This is a genomic window from Ignatzschineria sp. PL_is040 (assembly GCF_055813795.1).
Genome location: NZ_JBVPGU010000001.1, coordinates 590,289 through 606,718 on the forward strand (window position 1 = coordinate 590,289; position 16,430 = coordinate 606,718).

The 16,430-nt window shown below is 41.4% G+C and carries 12 protein-coding genes; 4 read left to right on the plus strand and 8 right to left on the minus strand.

The genetic code is table 11. From position 1 onward, the window contains the following. Positions 1-18: 18 nt before the first annotated feature. The 8 genes from ccoG to AC0SAP_RS02495 form a co-directional block, all read right to left on the minus strand. Positions 19-1,452, minus strand: coding sequence for a cytochrome c oxidase accessory protein CcoG (gene ccoG / locus AC0SAP_RS02460; RefSeq protein ID WP_473382748.1), 1,434 nt, complete (start codon positions 1,450-1,452; stop codon positions 19-21). A 212-nt stretch (positions 1,453-1,664) separates the two neighbouring features. Continuing rightward, entirely contained in the window at positions 1,665-2,702 is a 1,038-nt protein-coding gene (locus AC0SAP_RS02465) for a cbb3-type cytochrome c oxidase N-terminal domain-containing protein (protein ID WP_094567127.1), read from the minus strand. Between the two features lie 43 nt (positions 2,703-2,745). Beyond that, positions 2,746-2,976 carry a cbb3-type cytochrome oxidase subunit 3 gene (locus AC0SAP_RS02470; RefSeq protein ID WP_286480160.1) on the minus strand — a complete coding sequence of 77 codons (231 nt, stop codon included), beginning with the start codon at positions 2,974-2,976 and terminating at the stop codon, positions 2,746-2,748. Positions 2,977-2,994: 18 nt separating this feature from the next. Further along, positions 2,995-3,819: a cytochrome-c oxidase, cbb3-type subunit II gene (ccoO, locus tag AC0SAP_RS02475; protein WP_369828056.1), complete on the minus strand. Its 825-nt coding sequence runs from the start codon at positions 3,817-3,819 to the stop codon at positions 2,995-2,997. A gap of 19 nt (positions 3,820-3,838) precedes the next feature. Beyond that, complete coding sequence (ccoN, locus tag AC0SAP_RS02480) at positions 3,839-5,296, minus strand: cytochrome-c oxidase, cbb3-type subunit I (RefSeq protein ID WP_094567124.1); 1,458 nt, start codon at positions 5,294-5,296, stop codon at positions 3,839-3,841. A 170-nt stretch (positions 5,297-5,466) separates the two neighbouring features. Continuing rightward, complete coding sequence (locus tag AC0SAP_RS02485; protein ID WP_286480180.1) at positions 5,467-6,825, minus strand: deoxyguanosinetriphosphate triphosphohydrolase; 1,359 nt, start codon at positions 6,823-6,825, stop codon at positions 5,467-5,469. Between the two features lie 4 nt (positions 6,826-6,829). Continuing rightward, the gene (gene tsaD, locus AC0SAP_RS02490; RefSeq protein ID WP_473382750.1) at positions 6,830-7,849 is read right to left on the minus strand and encodes a tRNA (adenosine(37)-N6)-threonylcarbamoyltransferase complex transferase subunit TsaD; all 1,020 of its coding nucleotides are present in this window, start codon (positions 7,847-7,849) and stop codon (positions 6,830-6,832) included. A gap of 66 nt (positions 7,850-7,915) precedes the next feature. Beyond that, positions 7,916-8,278 (minus strand): diacylglycerol kinase, encoded by a 363-nt coding sequence (locus AC0SAP_RS02495; protein WP_094567376.1) that lies wholly within the window; start codon positions 8,276-8,278, stop codon positions 7,916-7,918. A gap of 479 nt (positions 8,279-8,757) precedes the next feature. Between AC0SAP_RS02495 and AC0SAP_RS02500 the strand changes: the two genes are divergently transcribed. The 4 genes from AC0SAP_RS02500 (at position 8,758) to dnaK (ending at position 16,129) form a co-directional block, all read left to right on the plus strand. After that, complete coding sequence (locus AC0SAP_RS02500) at positions 8,758-11,289, plus strand: DNA topoisomerase I (RefSeq protein ID WP_473382751.1); 2,532 nt, start codon at positions 8,758-8,760, stop codon at positions 11,287-11,289. A gap of 221 nt (positions 11,290-11,510) precedes the next feature. Next, complete coding sequence (locus AC0SAP_RS02505) at positions 11,511-12,890, plus strand: sigma-54-dependent transcriptional regulator (RefSeq protein ID WP_473382753.1); 1,380 nt, start codon at positions 11,511-11,513, stop codon at positions 12,888-12,890. A gap of 36 nt (positions 12,891-12,926) precedes the next feature. Next, a complete protein-coding gene (locus AC0SAP_RS02510) occupies positions 12,927-13,679 on the plus strand; it encodes a YggS family pyridoxal phosphate-dependent enzyme (RefSeq protein ID WP_473382755.1) in 753 nt (250 codons plus the stop codon). A gap of 536 nt (positions 13,680-14,215) precedes the next feature. Beyond that, the gene (gene dnaK, locus AC0SAP_RS02515; protein ID WP_109235665.1) at positions 14,216-16,129 is read left to right on the plus strand and encodes a molecular chaperone DnaK; all 1,914 of its coding nucleotides are present in this window, start codon (positions 14,216-14,218) and stop codon (positions 16,127-16,129) included. The last annotated feature ends 301 nt before the right edge of the window (positions 16,130-16,430 follow it).

Below are 16,430 nucleotides of genomic sequence, written 5' to 3' on the forward strand. Positions count from 1 at the left end.
ACTTAAATTAATCCTCTTTTATCTTTCAAGAAATATCGCTTTCATCTGCTGTTTATCAATAATATCCCCTGTTTCTGGATCAGAAACGGTAACATTAAAGGTAACCTTCGGAATAAATGCAACATTCTTATCCTTACGAACTGCACCATTGAGGGCAACACGCTGACCTGGCTTTAAGACAATATCATTAAAACGCATTGCTAACTCATAACCCTCATCCTCTACTGCGACATGGATTTTTTGTGGTTCAAGCGTTAAGTTATTGAACTTCAATTCGTAAGTATTCTGAAGTCGACCATCACTTAAAAGTGTTGGCGGTTTACGGGTTGATTCAACAATATAGTGTGCAACATCTCGATGTGAAACGCTCCACGCTAATATCGCTGCAACAATGATGATTACAATACCATAACCAATATTTCTTGGTGTAAAGTAATTAGTCTTTTTGCCCTCTAAACTATTTTCAGAAGCATAACGTATTAATCCCGTCGGATATTTAAGGCTAGTCATCATATTGTGACAAGCATCAATACAGAGACCACACGTAATACAGCGATAGTTGATTCCATCACGGATATCGATTCCTGCAGGACAGACCTGTACACATAGATCACAGTCAATACAATCACCATAACCTTCTTCAATACGTGTATCACGATCTCTTAAAGCTTTTGTTGGCTTCGCTCTGCCTTTCGTTCTCTCCCCTCTTGCTTCATCATAAGTAACAACGAGCGTATCTTTATCGAACATCACCCCTTGGAAACGAGCATAAGGACACATATAGGTACAGACTTGCTCACGAGAGAAACCTGCCATAATAAAAGTTGCTGCTGTAATAAAGGCGATCGTACCATAGGCCGCAAAAGGAGCTTTACCAACAAATACAACCTTTATGAGCTCCGGTGCCGGCATCCAATAAGAGGTAAATGTAAACCCTGTCCAGGCCGCAAAAATCAACCATACCAACCAGGTTAAACCGATTTTGCTAATTTTCTCTCCATTCCATGGACCTTCATGCAGACGTTTACGTGCATTACGATTTCCTTGGATAACGCTCTCAATCATAATGAATGCATCAGTCCAAAGTGTCTGGAAACAGAAGTAACCACAGAATACCCGGCCTAAAACAGCGGTTACAAAGAAGAGTGAGAAAGCAAAAATAGCTAAGACACCCGCTAGCCAGAATATATTTTGAATATCGACAGGTAAGCTAAAGATATAGAAGGTCTTTGCCGTTAAATCAAATACGACTGCCTGCCCTGGTAGCCCCGGCCCCCTATCCCATGGCACCCAAGGTAGTAAATAGAAGACAAGAAACGCTAATGCTAAAACGGAACTTTTAAAGGTTCTAAACTTCCCCTTGACACTACGGGGGTAGATAGGAATACGTTTTGCATAAAGTGAATCACTGCTTGGAGTTGTATTGTTCTGCTCTGATAGATTATTTGCCACTCTCTTCATCCTTTATGAGCTAATGATTTTATAAGGGATCCATTATAACCAAATTTGATAAAAATCTTAAGTGTTCCCAGAAAGGAAATCATTTTTTACGTTCTAAATCAATAAAAAGGCCCTTTACTAACATAAAGGGCCTTTGAAGATCTTTTTAATGGAGCTCTGAAAGTATCTATACTACAACCATCTCGTCACTCCATTAAGAGAGCTTATTGATTAGACTCTTCCGCACTATTTCCACCTAATTGGTGAACATAGACAGCTAATGCACGAATCTGCTCTGGGCTTAAACGAGATTCCCAAGCCGGCATCACACGGTTCGTAGTATTAGGATCAACCCCGTCACGAATTTGTGGGATAATTGCCGCAACCTTCTCTTCTGGAGTCTCTTTTGAATTAATATCTACAATCTCCCAGATCTGGTCAGTCAAGTTAGGTGCTCCAAGAAGCGGATTACCCTGCGCCTTACGCGGATCTTTTGTAAAGTCTACGTGACATGTAAAACATGCACCTTTACCAAAGAAGAGCTCTTCACCACGTGACGTTGCTTCATCGGGAGTATAGTTATTAGAGAGTGTTAAGGTATATTTAGCAACATCTTCAATCTCTTGAGGAGTCATCGTTAATTTACCAGCGGGCATGTTACCACGACGACCTTTAGTAATTGTCTCCTCGATCTGCGCTAAACTACCACCCCAAAGCCAGTTATCATCATTCAGGTTAGGATAGAGACCAACGATTCCTTGCGCTTGTGGACCATGACATGTTGCACAGTTATCAACAAACAATGTTTTACCTGCATTTTCCGCAAACTTAATCATATTGGGATCATTGATAATCTCTTCCTCTGTTTTAGCCATTAACTCAGAGAAATGCTCATGACGCTTTAATGCTTCAGGAGATGATTGTAGTTCATTGACAAGTCTTGTACGTGTTGTCCAGTGAACTTTTACACGCTCCATCTGCGCATTATCTGCATCTTCTACATCTACGAGTAGATCACCTGACTGTTGCTCAACAGGTCTCTCAATCTCAACTTTATAAACCCCTTTGGTATAACCATTCGCCATTGGCCAAGTTGGAAAGAGAATCCAGTAGCCAATAGAGAAGATAATCGTTCCATAGAAAGCATATAGCCACCATCTAGGGAGAGGATTATTATACTCCTGGAGGTCACCGTCCCATACGTGACCGGTTGTTTCTACCTCTGCGTTGTTTAAATCTTTCTTATTTGTGTTTTCACTCATTATTTTATTCCTCAGTCACTTTGACCATGAAGAGATCTTTCACTTATTTGTGTCCATTGCTTTGATCTTGAGTTTTTTCTTTCTGCTCTTTCTGATCAAAGAGAAACTCTTCATCATCCATAAATGGAATATATCGATATTCATCAAATCGTTTTTTCCGAGCTTTACCGGTGAATGTGTAGATGATAATTCCGATAAAGACAGCAAAGAAGATAACAGCTGCTAAGGTTTTACTATTACCTAAGTCTGTAAACCACATAAAGAAATCCATCATCACACATTCTCCTCTAAATTAACGGAACTCACTAAACTCGATACCCTGGTCTTCTTTAAACTCAACCATTGTTCCTAATACCTGAAGGTAAGCAACAATTGCATCCATTTTAGTGAGACGATCAGGATTCATATCATAATTTCCTGCAGCTGCCTGTGCTTCCAAGTTTTGTGCCGCAAGGTCAATAACAAGCATATTGGCTACATCAACACCAAAGCGCTCTATGTTTGCCTGATATTCCTCTTCTGTCTTCGAGTAAGGCACACCTGCAATACGTGCTGCACTTAAGTGCTCCTTAACATCGGCATAGTAGAGATCATCTTCAAGCAACCAAGGATATTTAGGCATAATCGATGCTGGAACACGACTTTTTGGATCTACCAAGTGATCTACGTGCCATTGGTTATCCATTTTACCGCCCACACGAGCAAGGTCTGGCCCAATACGACGTGATCCCCATTGGAATGGCTTATCAAATTGAGACTCAGCTGCTAATGAGTAGTGACCATAACGCTCATACTCATCCTGCATAGGACGAATCTGTTGTGAGTGACAGTTATAGCAACCTTCCGCTACATAGATATTACGACCTAAAAACTCTAATGGTGTATAAGGACGGATCGCATCTACTTCACGCGTTACCATCACCGCATTACCATTTTCATCAAGAACGGGTTGGAAGTTCTCATCAAGCTTTACTTCTGTAACGTTCTTCTTCACCTCTTCGATCGTTCCATCAATATAGAAGAGTGGAACAATCTCGATCAACCCACCGATACTAATCACCGCAAGTGTGAAGAGAAGTAAAAGCCCTGTATTTTTTTCTAAACGTTCATGTTTAATCATTAAAATTTTCTCCTAATTACGCATGAGCTTTTGCATCAGGGATTAACGCATTGTTATCCGCTTGAGCACGAGTACCTACAATCATTGTCATTACAAAGTTAATGATCATAAGAACAGCACCCAATAAGAACATGCCACCACCAATTGCTCTGAAGATATACGGAGTATGCATAAACTTAACTGTTTCAATAAATTCGTATGCAAGTGTTCCATACTCAGGGTTAAATGCACGTAACATCATACCTTGACCGATACCCGCAACCCATAAAGAGACAATGTAGATTACAATTCCAATCGTCGCTAACCAGAAGTGAGCAAAGATCATGCGCTCGCTCCAGATCTTACCACCAAACACACGTGGAACCATGTGGTAGAGTGACGCGAATGTAATCATCGCAACCCATCCTAATGCACCCGCATGAACGTGACCTACTGTCCAGTCGGTATAGTGAGAGAGTGCATTAACAGAACGAAGACTCATCAATGGACCTTCAAACGTACTCATACCATAGAAGGAGAGAGATACAACCATGAAGCGGATAATTGGATTAGTACGGATTGAATCCCATGCACCTGATAAGGTCATGATACCGTTAATCATTCCACCCCATGAAGGAAGAAGAAGAATAATGGAGAATGTTGCAGAGAGTGAGCTCACCCAGTCTGGAAGTGAAGTCCAATGCAAGTGATGCGCACCAGCCCACATATATAGGAAGGTTAATGCCCAGAAGTGAACAATTGAAAGGCGATATGAGTAGATCGGACGACCCGCTTCTTTCGGTACGAAGTAATACATCATACCAAGGAACGCAACTGTTAAGATGAAGCCAACAGCGTTATGTCCATACCACCATTGCACCATTGCATCCTGCATACCGCTAAATACGTTATAAGATTTTAAACCCTCTGCGCCAAATACAGGAATCGAGATGTTGTTAAACACATGGAGAAGTGTCGTCGCGAGGATAAACGCAAGATAGAACCAGTTAGCAACATAGATATGCTTCTGCTTACGACGTAAAATTGTCATGACATAGACAAAGAAATACATCAACCAGATAACGGCTACCGCCCAGTCAAAGATCCACTCAAATTCAGCATACTCTTTACCTTGAGTGTAACCCATCATGTAGCTGATCGGAACCAATGTAAATACAACTGTCCAGCCAATCCATACAATATATGCCAAGACCGGATAGGCTAATCTTACCTGACATGTTCTCTGCACAACATAGAAAGATGTACCGATTAATGCAGATCCCCCCATACCAAAGATAACTAAAGTGGTATGAACAGGTCTAAGGCGCCCGAACGTTAGTCCTGGCAAATCAAAGTTTAATACTGGCCAGGTCAGCTCTAACGCCGCCCAAAGTCCAGCAGATAATCCTAGTGCTCCAAAAAACAGAGTACTAACTACGAGCCCACGGATTACTCCGTACTCATAATGATCATGAAGACTTTTACTTTGTCCCATAGTTCCCCCAAAATTTAACAAACATCATTTTAAAAATGCATCCCATACTAATGTTACTCGAGCCATCATCTTACTAGAATCAAGCAGTTGTGTCTTGATATCTATCAATAATAAATAGTATCAAAGCAAGAAGCGCCAACCTCCGCAGTTCAGCGCATATTAAACAAGAGTTATACAGGCAAATCAACCCCCGTAATCATTTTGAATACTTTTACCGCATAGCGATCAGTCATTCCGGAAACGAAGTCTGTAACCTGTTGCACTCGCCTATATGGATCAGAACTAATAGCTCTCCCTTCACAGAAAAACTGATCAGGCAGGAACTTTAACAACATCTTAGTTCTTGCCCCACCCTTCTCTCCAAATTCAACCGCCTCAGTAAAAGCTTCTAGCAGAGTCTCTAAAACTTTAAATCCTGCAATTCCCACCTCTAAAACTGTATCAGAGTGATAGACGTTTGCTTGCGAATAAGCTTTAATCTCTCGAAGTGACGCTGATGCCGGAATAAGATCTAGCAGACTCTTACTAAAACGCCCTTCTAAAATTGCTGCTTCATTCTCAATGAAAGCCTTTATTGTCTGATCTACAAGTAGACCTATCGCAAATGCTCTAAGATACTCCACCCGATCCTTCGATCGAGTAAAACGACTCAATTTCTCTTCAGGTAATTTTGTCGTACTAGTAATCACAGACTCTAAAAAATGGGCTACTTGCTCACTTCCTAATAATCTTAAACGATAAGCATCCTCTAAATCTACTAGATGGTAACAAATATCGTCTGCCGCCTCTAATAGATATGCTAAAGGATGGCGAAACCAAGCACCCTCAACTGTCGGGTGAGGCGTCATTGAAGATGCACGCGCTACCTCCGAAAAGAGCTTTTTTTCTGATTGAAAGTAATTAAATTTCTTAAATGCTACATTTTCATCACGGGGTTTATGTAGACTTGCACAGGGATATTTTAAGATTGATGCTAAAACTGGGATTGAAAGCTGTAATCCACCTCTATTAGTAGAGTTTTGCAACTTTGTCAAAACCCGAAAGGCTTGAGCGTTTCCCTCAAAAGCTAGAAAATCAGCTTGTTCTTCAGGCTTCATCTGCGCTAAAACATCACGCCCAATACTGTTACGTTTAAAAAAACGGCTAATAGCCTCCTCACCGGCATGACCAAATGGCGGATTACCGATATCATGTGCTAAAGCACCCGCTGCCATAATTGCCCCTAAATCAGCAGGCGTCATCTCAAAGAGCGCATCCTTACGTGCTAGATGCTCTCCAAGTAGAGAACCTAAACTGCGACAGACACTACTAACCTCTAAACTATGTGTTAAGCGAGTTCGAACATAATCGGTCTGCGCTAAAGGGAAAACCTGTGTTTTATCTTGAAGACGTCTAAAAGCAGCAGAGAAGATAAGACGATCGAAATCTTTCTGGAAATCGGTACGATAACTCTGCACCCCCTGCTTGACCTCCACACCTAATCGCTCTTGAGGTAATAACTCCTGCCAACGTCTACGATAACGATCCATCCCTCTACTCCTTGGCATCCCGCTCTGTTAACTGGTCGATCGGCCAACGAGCTAAAAGCTTTACAGATTCACTCTCTTCACCTCGACTCAAGCGTTCACATCCTAGATAAGCAACCATTGCACCATTATCCGTACAAAACTCTGATCGAGGAAAATAGACCTTAAAATCTTTAACGCCACTTAAACGTCTCAGCTCTGCGCGAAGATGCTGATTGGCACCTACGCCCCCCGATACCACTAAATTTTTAGCACCGGTCAGCTTTAGTGCTCTTAAAGATTTTTGAATCAAAGTATCGATTAATGCTTCCTGAAATGCAGCAGCAATATCAGGGTAGTCATCTTCAGTTGCCTCTTCAATCGTCAATAAAGCCTTTGTTTTAATACCGCTAAAACTAAACTCTAACCCCGGGCGATTCACCATCGGTCGTGGAAAGTGGTAACGAGTAGGATCACCCTTTTCAGCCAGCTTTGCTAATTCTGGGCCTCCTGGATAAGGAAGTCCCATTATCTTTGCTGTTTTATCAAAGGCTTCCCCAACTGCATCATCAAGGCTCTCACCTAAAAGTTCATAATCACCAAAATCACGCACTAAGACAAGTTGCGTATGCCCCCCGGAAACCAATAACGTTACAAAGGGATATTCTGGCCGCTCCTCCTCTAACATGACCGCCATTAGATGAGCTTCCATATGATTAACACCCAAAATAGGAATATTAAGCGCTAACCCTAAACCTTGAGCGTAAGTTGCCGCAACCATCAACGCGCCGATTAAACCAGGCCCTCGCGTAAAAGCGATTCCCTCTAAATCATGAAGATTAATTCCCGCCTCTTCAATTGCAGCATTGACTAAAAGGGGGAGCTTACGAATATGATCTCTCGATGCTAACTCTGGTACCACACCACCATATTGAGCATGCAAAGCAATTTGGGAGTAGAGCTGATGTGCTAACAACTTCCTCTCTGCCCCATCATAAATGGCGACACCTGTCTCATCACATGAACTTTCAATTCCTAATACAATCACTTTTGCCTCTGCTCACACTAATATTCCTCAAACCCATATTCCAACATATAGAACTCAATAAAAGAACTAATAAAAGAGAATCGCCAACCAAACAGTGGCAAAAATGATCAATGCCACCATTACAAGTGCTGAGCCAATATCTTTCGCTTGTCCCGATAAGGGATGATGCTCCAAACTTATGCGATCGACTACAGACTCAATCGCCGAATTAACAAGCTCCATCAGAAAGATCAAAATCGCACTTCCAAGGAGAAGAGCTAACTCAACACCACTATCTGCAATCAAAAAAGCAAGCGGAATAATCACAATTCCCGCCCACAACTCTTGACGAATCGCCTCCTCATTCCGGTAAGCTGCTTGTAATCCTCTTAGAGAATATTGGGTTGCTGCAACAATTCTAGCCAATCCCTTACGGTTAGGCTTGTTCATCTTTTGCATCACTATTACACCCTTCCCGGTTGATCTACCGATCCCATTACTGATCTCACTGTTGATTTCTCTCGATCTATTCCGATTCTATTCGGATTTCTGTTCGGATTCTGCTCCGAGTAATGATATGAACTATTGAGGCAACTCAACCTCAATAATCTGCGTTGTTTCATTCTCTTTATCGGTATCATCGAGCATCACCCATACAACAAAGGCGACTATAAGAATCAAATAGAGCCACTTGAAAGATCTTTTTGGTTTTTTCTGGTCGTAATACATATTGATATCAATTCTACTTTTTAGGTTAATTTATAGCGATAGCTTGAATTCTTAAGATAAATTACTCAAACTACTACTTCGTTTTAAATCTGAATTTAGAAATCTGAATTTGTTATTGTAGCAAATATGTGCCACTTTGAACCATAAAATATAGACACGTTAATAGATACGTTACAATCGTAGGATAATTGAGAAATTAGATGAGTAAATCTTTAGTTATTGTTGAATCCCCTGCAAAGGCAAAAACAATTGAAAAATATCTGGGCAAGGACTTTACCGTTCTTGCCTCTTTTGGTCACGTAAGACAATTAGTTCGCAAAACTGGTTCTGTTGATCCAGATAATAATTTTGCGATGAAATATGAGGTGATCCCCCAAAACCGAAAACATCTTGCTGCTATAGAGAAAGCATTAAAAGATGCGGATAACCTTATGCTTGCGACGGACCCGGATAGAGAAGGTGAAGCGATCTCTTGGCATATTTTAGAGTATCTTAAGAGTAAAAGAGCACTGACAGGGAAAAATATCACACGTGTTGTCTTCAATGAAATTACAAAAAGTGCTGTTCAATATGCTGTCGCCCACCCACGGCAGATTGATATGGATCTTGTAGAGGCACAACAAGCTCGAACTGCTCTCGATTATCTTGTCGGTTTCAATCTCTCTCCACTTCTTTGGAAAAAGATCAACCCTGGTCTCTCTGCAGGTCGCGTTCAATCACCGGCATTAAGATTAATTGTAGAGCGAGAAGATGAGATCAATGCCTTCGTCTCTCAAGAGTACTGGTCAATCTTTGCCAACCTTGCAAAAGAGAGCGCAACTTTCTCCGGCAAATTGATCGAATATAATGGTGAAAAAGTTGAACAGTTCACTATCACTGATGAGAAGAGCGCAAATGCGGCTAAAGCAACGCTAGAACAGACTTTTAATCATAAAATCCCTGTCTACAATGTTGAAAAGAAGCAGCGTCGTCGTAATCCGGCAGCTCCTTTTACCACCTCAACCTTACAGCAGGAAGCTTCACGTAAATTGCGATTTAGTACAACTCGCACAATGCGAACAGCGCAAGATCTCTATGAAGGGATTAACCTAGGGGCTGAAACGATCGGTCTCATTACTTATATGCGTACAGACTCTGTCACCCTCTCTAACGAGGCGCTTGAAGATATTCGTCGCTATATTAAGAGTCAACATGGCGATGAGTACCTCCCTAAGGCCCCTAGAGAATATAAGACAAAGGCAAAAAATGCCCAAGAAGCGCATGAAGCGATTCGCCCAACATCTGTCTTTAGAACGCCGGAATCGGTAAAAGAGCATCTGACTTCTGATCAATACCGCCTCTATGAGCTGATCTGGAAACGCGCCATTGCATCTCAGATGGAATCTGCGATCATGAATACCACCTCGATCGACTTAGGAGAGAAAGGTCTTCATACCTTCCGTGTAACGGGATCTACCATTGCTTTCCCGGGATTTATGAGCCTCTACCTTGAAGATGTTGATGATGAGAAAGAGGAGCAGAAAGATGAAGATAAGATCCTTCCAGAAATGGCAGTTGGTGAAATAATCGATCTTACCGAGATCAAACCGAATCAACACTTCACCGAACCACCTCCGCGCTATACGGAGGCTTCTCTTGTCAAGTCTCTCGAAGAGTTTGGTATTGGACGCCCCTCAACTTACGCCTCCATTATCTCAACGCTCCAAAATCGAGAATATGTTATTTTAGATAGTCGTCGCTTTATCCCTACCGACATGGGGAAAATTGTCGCGCGCTTCCTCTCTTCAGAGTTTACCCGCATCGTCGATTATGAATTTACGGCACTCATGGAGGATAATCTCGATGAGATTGCAAATGGAGAAAAAGAGTGGATTCCTCTTTTAGAAGAATTTTGGACCCCCTTTATCGCACAATGTAATCATGTTGAAGAGAATGTCACCCGCGCGGAAGTGGCTCAGGCAAAAATATTGGGAGAAGATCCTAAAACAGGAAAGCCGGTCTCTGTAAGAATTGGTCGCTATGGGCCTTTTGCTCAAATTGGGGATAAAGATGATGAGGAGAAACCCCGTTTTGCCTCACTTCTTCCAGGACAGAGTATCGATACCATTACTTTTGAAGAAGCGATGGCACTCTTCCGCCTTCCTCGCGTTTTAGGTCAAGGAGAAGATGGCTACGATATTCGTGCAAATATTGGCCGTTTTGGTCCTTACATTCAATATGGTCCACGCAAATTTGTCTCTCTAAAAGAGGATGATCCTTATAGCGTCACCTTTGAGCGTGCGATGGAGATTGTAGAAGCGCATAAAGCAGCGGAGGCCGCTAAGTTCATCAACTCATTCCAAGATGGTGATGTAATGATCGAAGTAATTAATGGTCGCTATGGACCTTATATTACAGATGGCACCAAAAATGCGAAGGTCCCGAAAGAGAGTGACCCGGCACTATTAACATTAGAAGAGTGTAAAGAGCTATTAGCAAAAGCACCGGCAAAAGGTCGCCGCAAAGCTGCAACAAAGAAGAGTAGCACTAAAAAAAGTGCGGATGACAAGGCTGAAACTAAAAAAACGACCGCCAAAAAGAGCACGACCAAAAAGGCCTCTCCCAAAAAGAGTACGGCAACGAAGAGCAGTACAACAAAGAGTACCACAGCTAAGAAGAGTACAGCCAAGAGTACTGCGACTAAGAAGAGTAGCAGTAAAAAGAGTAGCGCTAAGGAGAGCAGTGAGGAGTAATCATCCTCAAATAATTCTGAGCTCTATCTCTAATCTCTATCGCAATAGAGAACAGAGAGGCTAATTTTACAAAAGGGGTGGTTAAAGACACCCCTTTTTCCTCTTTATTGATAAAATGAATGCTATAGCACAGAATCAATAGCCCCTTTAAAAAGCATCTATTGATCTACCTAGCCCTATTTACCCTACCCTAATTTGATAAAAGAGAGAGTCAATTCACTATGTCACAAGAAAAACCTTATATCCTAATTATTGATGATGAAAAAGATATCTGTAACCTTGTTAGTGACATTTTACAAGATGAAGGTTACGAGGTCGCAATGGCTTACAATGGCTCAGAGGCTAAAGCACTAAAAGCGGAGCGAGAGCCAGATCTGATTCTTCTCGATATCTGGATGCCCGATATTGATGGCATCTCTCTTTTAGGAGAGTGGCGTAATAATAGCGAGCTACACTGCCCTGTTATTATGATGAGTGGACATGGAACTCTAGAGCATGCGATTGAAGCGACTAAATTAGGCGCCGTCGACTTTCTTGAAAAGCCATTAACATTGGCAAAGCTACTTCTCGTTGTTGAGAAGACATTGGAAGAATCAAAATCAAAAGCTCCTCAGGCAGAAGAGGCCTTACAGAGTACTCCGCCGGCAATTCCTCCCTTTGAACCGATTGGTCGAAGTCAATTGATGGTGACCTTAAGAGAGAGGTTAATCGAAGCGGCTAAATCAGACACCAATGTTCTTCTTCTCCATACATTTGGCTCTGAAGTGGCCGGCATTGCAAGTTATATCCATACTTCATCAAATAGAAAAAAAGCCCCCTTCTTGGAATTGAGTTTCAACTCACTCAGCTTAAATGAAGTAAAAGAGCTTATTGAAAATGCGGAGAAACGTTCACAACTCCTCCAGTCACTTGATGGCGGTACTCTCTATCTTAGCAACTTAGAGCAAGCGGATGATCGCGCACAAAAGCTGATTTATGATCTTATCCAAACAAAATCATATATCCACCCACAAACAGGCACCATTACCCCCACTAATATTCGCTACATCTTCTCGGCTCAGCCTGGACTACTCTCGCTTGTTGAGAGTGGAGATTTTCTTGAGCCTCTCTGGCATCAAATTAATGTCGTTCTTATCGAGATCCCCTCTCTTGCAGAACACCCTGAAGATGTGCCGGAGCTAGTTAATGCCTATATCCACTACTTTGTTGATGATAAAGGCTTAACCTATCGCCACTTCTCTATTGCGGCGCAAAATCGTCTTCGAAACCATCAGTGGAGTGGCAATCATCTCGCACTTAAAAATATCATCCAGCGCTTATTAGTCTTAGGTAAAAGCGATGAGGTTACACTAGAAGAGGTCAATCAGGCATTAGAGCAAGATCTTAAAAATAGTAGCAACTTAACCAACTTAACAGATCATCTACCGCTTCATCTCCCCTTAAGGGAAGCGCGAGAACAGTTTGAAAGAGCCTATCTGATCGCACAATATGAGCGCTCTGAAGGTAATATCGCAAATCTTGCTGAATTGGTAGGAATGGAGCGGACAAACCTCTATCGCAAGTTAAAATCGCTCGATATCGACCCTAAAAAAGGTTACTAGTGGCTAATAGAAGTTAAAAATAGAGGTAAATAGGACATGACGACAGAAGTACAGATCAGCGACCAACAACTTCTCTCCAATATCGAAAAGGTCTATCAACGGATCAAAAGCGCCGCAAAGTGTGTTCAAAGAGATCCCAATGAGATCTCCCTCCTCCTAGCAACAAAAGAGCAGTCGATCGATACAATTAATCGAGCAATTGCTCTCGGTTATGGGCTTATCGGTGAAAATAGAGCCCAAGAACTGATGAAAAAAGCCCCCAAGCTCCTCCAAAAGATCAACACCTCTTTTAAAACGCCCAGAGAGACTCACTTTATTGGTCCATTACAAGGAAATAAGGTGAATGAGGTTACAGCGTATGCAGATTGTATCCAAAGTGTTGATCGCATCAGAATCGCTCGCCGTATCGATCGAGCCTCTCAAGCTTTAAATAAAAAAACAGCCATTTTAATTCAGGTCAACAGCTCATTAGATCCCAATAAACAGGGATTACTTCCCGATCAGCTCGCTCCATTTCTAGAGGAACTCGCCCCCTTTACTCACCTTGAGATTCGAGGCTTGATGACAATTGGCCTTCAATCTAATAATCCAGACCTTATTCGTGCAGGATTCTCCACATTAAGAGAGTTGAGTAAAGAGATGAGGCAACAAGGCTTACTTCCAGAAGATGCTAAAGAACTCTCTATGGGCATGAGTGGAGATCTAGAACTTGCAATTGAAGAAGGCGCCACCATTATCCGTATCGGTAGCGATATCTTCGGCGCAAGAAGATCCTCAAAAGAGGTATAAATCTCAGAGATAAACACTAAGAGATAGGGTGGAGATAGATCCTATTTTGATCAATTTTCCACGAACTCCTTCAGCTAGAACAATCTCCCCTAAGGCCGATATATCGTAAGGAATGAGGCAAACCATATAACAAACCTTAGAGCTTTAAGAGTAAGATTTAGAAGAATGTTTAAGAAAAATTCAAAAAAAATTCAAAAAAAATTTAAGATAAATAGATAAAAACACTTGAAGTCTAAAAATTCGTTCCCATATTGTACTCAGAGAATGAAGTAGGCTAAAGAAAATGAAAGATAAATTGAAAGATTTTAAGTTGTAAAGAGAAGTTTAGAGCAGAGATCTAAGATCTTTTATGAATTGTGTTAGATCAACCTTTTCTCATCGATATTGAATCGGTATTTGTATGACTGATCTTATAGAACTCTAAAACCTTATAAATCTGATTTAAATCTGATTAATTCTGACTTTAACGCATTACTCAACAACAATTATTAACAATCATTGATTCAATAATAAGTGACAATAAAGGAAATAAAATAATGGCTAAAATTATTGGTATTGACTTAGGTACAACTAACTCATGTGTTGCCGTAATGGAAGGCGATAAAGTGCGCGTTATTGAGAACGCAGAAGGTGATCGCACAACCCCTTCTATCGTGGCATATACTCCCGATGAAGTTTTAACAGGTGAGCCGGCGAAACGTCAGGCAATTACCAACCCTAAAAATACACTCTATGCAATCAAACGTCTTATTGGCCGTCGCTTTGATGACGCAGAAGTACAGAAAGATCGTGAGATTGTTCCCTTCTCTATTATCAAAGCTGATAATGGCGATGCATGGGTTGAAGTATTAGATAATCAGAAGATGGCACCACCAGAAGTTTCTGCACGTGTCTTAATGAAGATGAAAGAGACTGCCGAGAAATATCTTGGTGAAAAAGTAACTGAAGCAGTAATCACTGTTCCTGCGTACTTTAATGATGCTCAACGTCAAGCAACAAAAGATGCAGGTAAGATCGCAGGTCTTGATGTAAAACGTATTATCAACGAACCAACAGCAGCCGCTCTTGCCTACGGCCTTGATAAAGACTCTAAGGGTGAGAAGAAAGTTGCAGTATTCGACTTAGGAGGCGGTACATTTGATATCTCCATCATCGAAATTGCTGACTTTGATGGCGACAAACAGTTTGAAGTTCTCTCAACTAATGGTGATACTTTCCTAGGTGGTGAAGATTTTGACAATGCTATCATCAACTACCTTGTTGAAGAGTTCAAAAAAGAGACTGGTATCGATCTCCAAAATGATCCTTTAGCATTACAACGTCTTAAAGATGCTGGTGAAAAAGCGAAAATCGAACTCTCCTCTGCACAGCAGACAGAGATCAACCTTCCTTACATCACGGCAGATAATACAGGACCAAAACATCTTAATATCAAGATGACTCGCGCAAAACTTGAAGCGTTAGTAGAAGATCTTATCGATCGTACGCTTGAGCCATGCCGCGTGGCACTTAAAGATGCGGGCCTTTCTGCAAGCCAAATCGATGATGTCATCCTTGTCGGTGGTCAGACTCGTATGCCTAAAGTACAAGAGAAAGTGAAAGAGTTCTTTGGTAAAGAGCCTCGCCACGATGTGAACCCAGATGAAGCTGTTGCATCAGGTGCTGCGGTACAAGGCGGTGTATTAGGTGGTGATGTTAAAGACGTTCTTCTTCTTGATGTAACTCCACTCTCTCTCGGTATCGAGACAATGGGTGGCGTGATGACTAAGTTGATCGAGAAGAATACAACGATCCCAACAAAAGCGAGCCAAGTATTCTCTACAGCACAGGATAATCAACCTGCGGTAACGATTCATGTATTACAAGGTGAGCGTCCACAAGCTTCTGAGAACCACTCTTTAGGTCAGTTTGATCTTTCAGACATTCCACCAGCACCACGCGGTGTGCCACAAATCGAAGTAACATTTGACATCGACTCTGATGGTATTATGAATGTTTCAGCAAAAGATAAAGCGACAGGTAAAGAGCAATCTATCCAGATTCGTTCAAACTCTGGTCTCTCTGAAGATGATATCGAGAAGATGATCAAAGATGCTGAAAAGCATGCTGAAGATGATAAGAAGTTCCAAGAGCTCGTTTCTGCACGCAATATGGCTGAACAGATGATCCACGCTTCTGAAAAATCACTTAAAGATTTAGCAGATAAAGTAGAAGAGTCTGAAAAAACAGCGATTGAAGCAGCGATCGAAGAGCTTAAAGAAGCGGTAAAAGGCAGTGATCTTGCTGATATCAATGCAAAAACTGAGAAATTAACAGAACTTGCGGGTGGGCTTGCACAGAAAGCTTATGCAGAACAAGGCGAAACAGCTGAAGGTCAAGAAGCGAAAGATGACAATGTTGTAGATGCCGAGTTTGAAGAAGTAAAAGATGACAAAGGTGAGAAGAAGTAATTCTCTTTCATCATAAGTACTCTATGAAGGATACCTCGAAAGGGGTATCCTCTTTTAAAGTCTAAACAAACAGAATTGATATTGGTCGTAAAAATAGTCAATAGAGATTCGATAGACAAGACTCTCAAATAGAGTTCTCATAAGAACATCGATAAAGATGAACCATAGATTTAATATCGATTAAACATCTTATCAATCATGATTAAATAAGTGCCCAAAGTAATAGGAATGGTGATAGTGATTAATCTAACACCGATCTCTCGCTAAGAGCTTAGAGGTTAGAGGTTAATCTGAAAGTTAC

Excerpts from the sequence above, each read along its gene's own strand:
- AC0SAP_RS02465 (WP_094567127.1), bottom strand. The coding sequence starts at position 2,702 with ATGAGTGAAAACACAAATAAGAAAGATTTAAACAACGCAGAGGTAGAA.
- AC0SAP_RS02470 (WP_286480160.1), bottom strand. The coding sequence starts at position 2,976 with ATGATGGATTTCTTTATGTGGTTTACAGACTTAGGTAATAGTAAAACC.
- ccoN (WP_094567124.1), bottom strand. The coding sequence starts at position 5,296 with ATGGGACAAAGTAAAAGTCTTCATGATCATTATGAGTACGGAGTAATC.
- AC0SAP_RS02485 (WP_286480180.1), bottom strand. The coding sequence starts at position 6,825 with ATGGATCGTTATCGTAGACGTTGGCAGGAGTTATTACCTCAAGAGCGA.
- AC0SAP_RS02495 (WP_094567376.1), bottom strand. The coding sequence starts at position 8,278 with ATGAACAAGCCTAACCGTAAGGGATTGGCTAGAATTGTTGCAGCAACC.
- AC0SAP_RS02500 (WP_473382751.1), top strand. The coding sequence starts at position 8,758 with ATGAGTAAATCTTTAGTTATTGTTGAATCCCCTGCAAAGGCAAAAACA.
- AC0SAP_RS02505 (WP_473382753.1), top strand. The coding sequence starts at position 11,511 with ATGTCACAAGAAAAACCTTATATCCTAATTATTGATGATGAAAAAGAT.
- AC0SAP_RS02510 (WP_473382755.1), top strand. The coding sequence starts at position 12,927 with ATGACGACAGAAGTACAGATCAGCGACCAACAACTTCTCTCCAATATC.
- dnaK (WP_109235665.1), top strand. The coding sequence starts at position 14,216 with ATGGCTAAAATTATTGGTATTGACTTAGGTACAACTAACTCATGTGTT.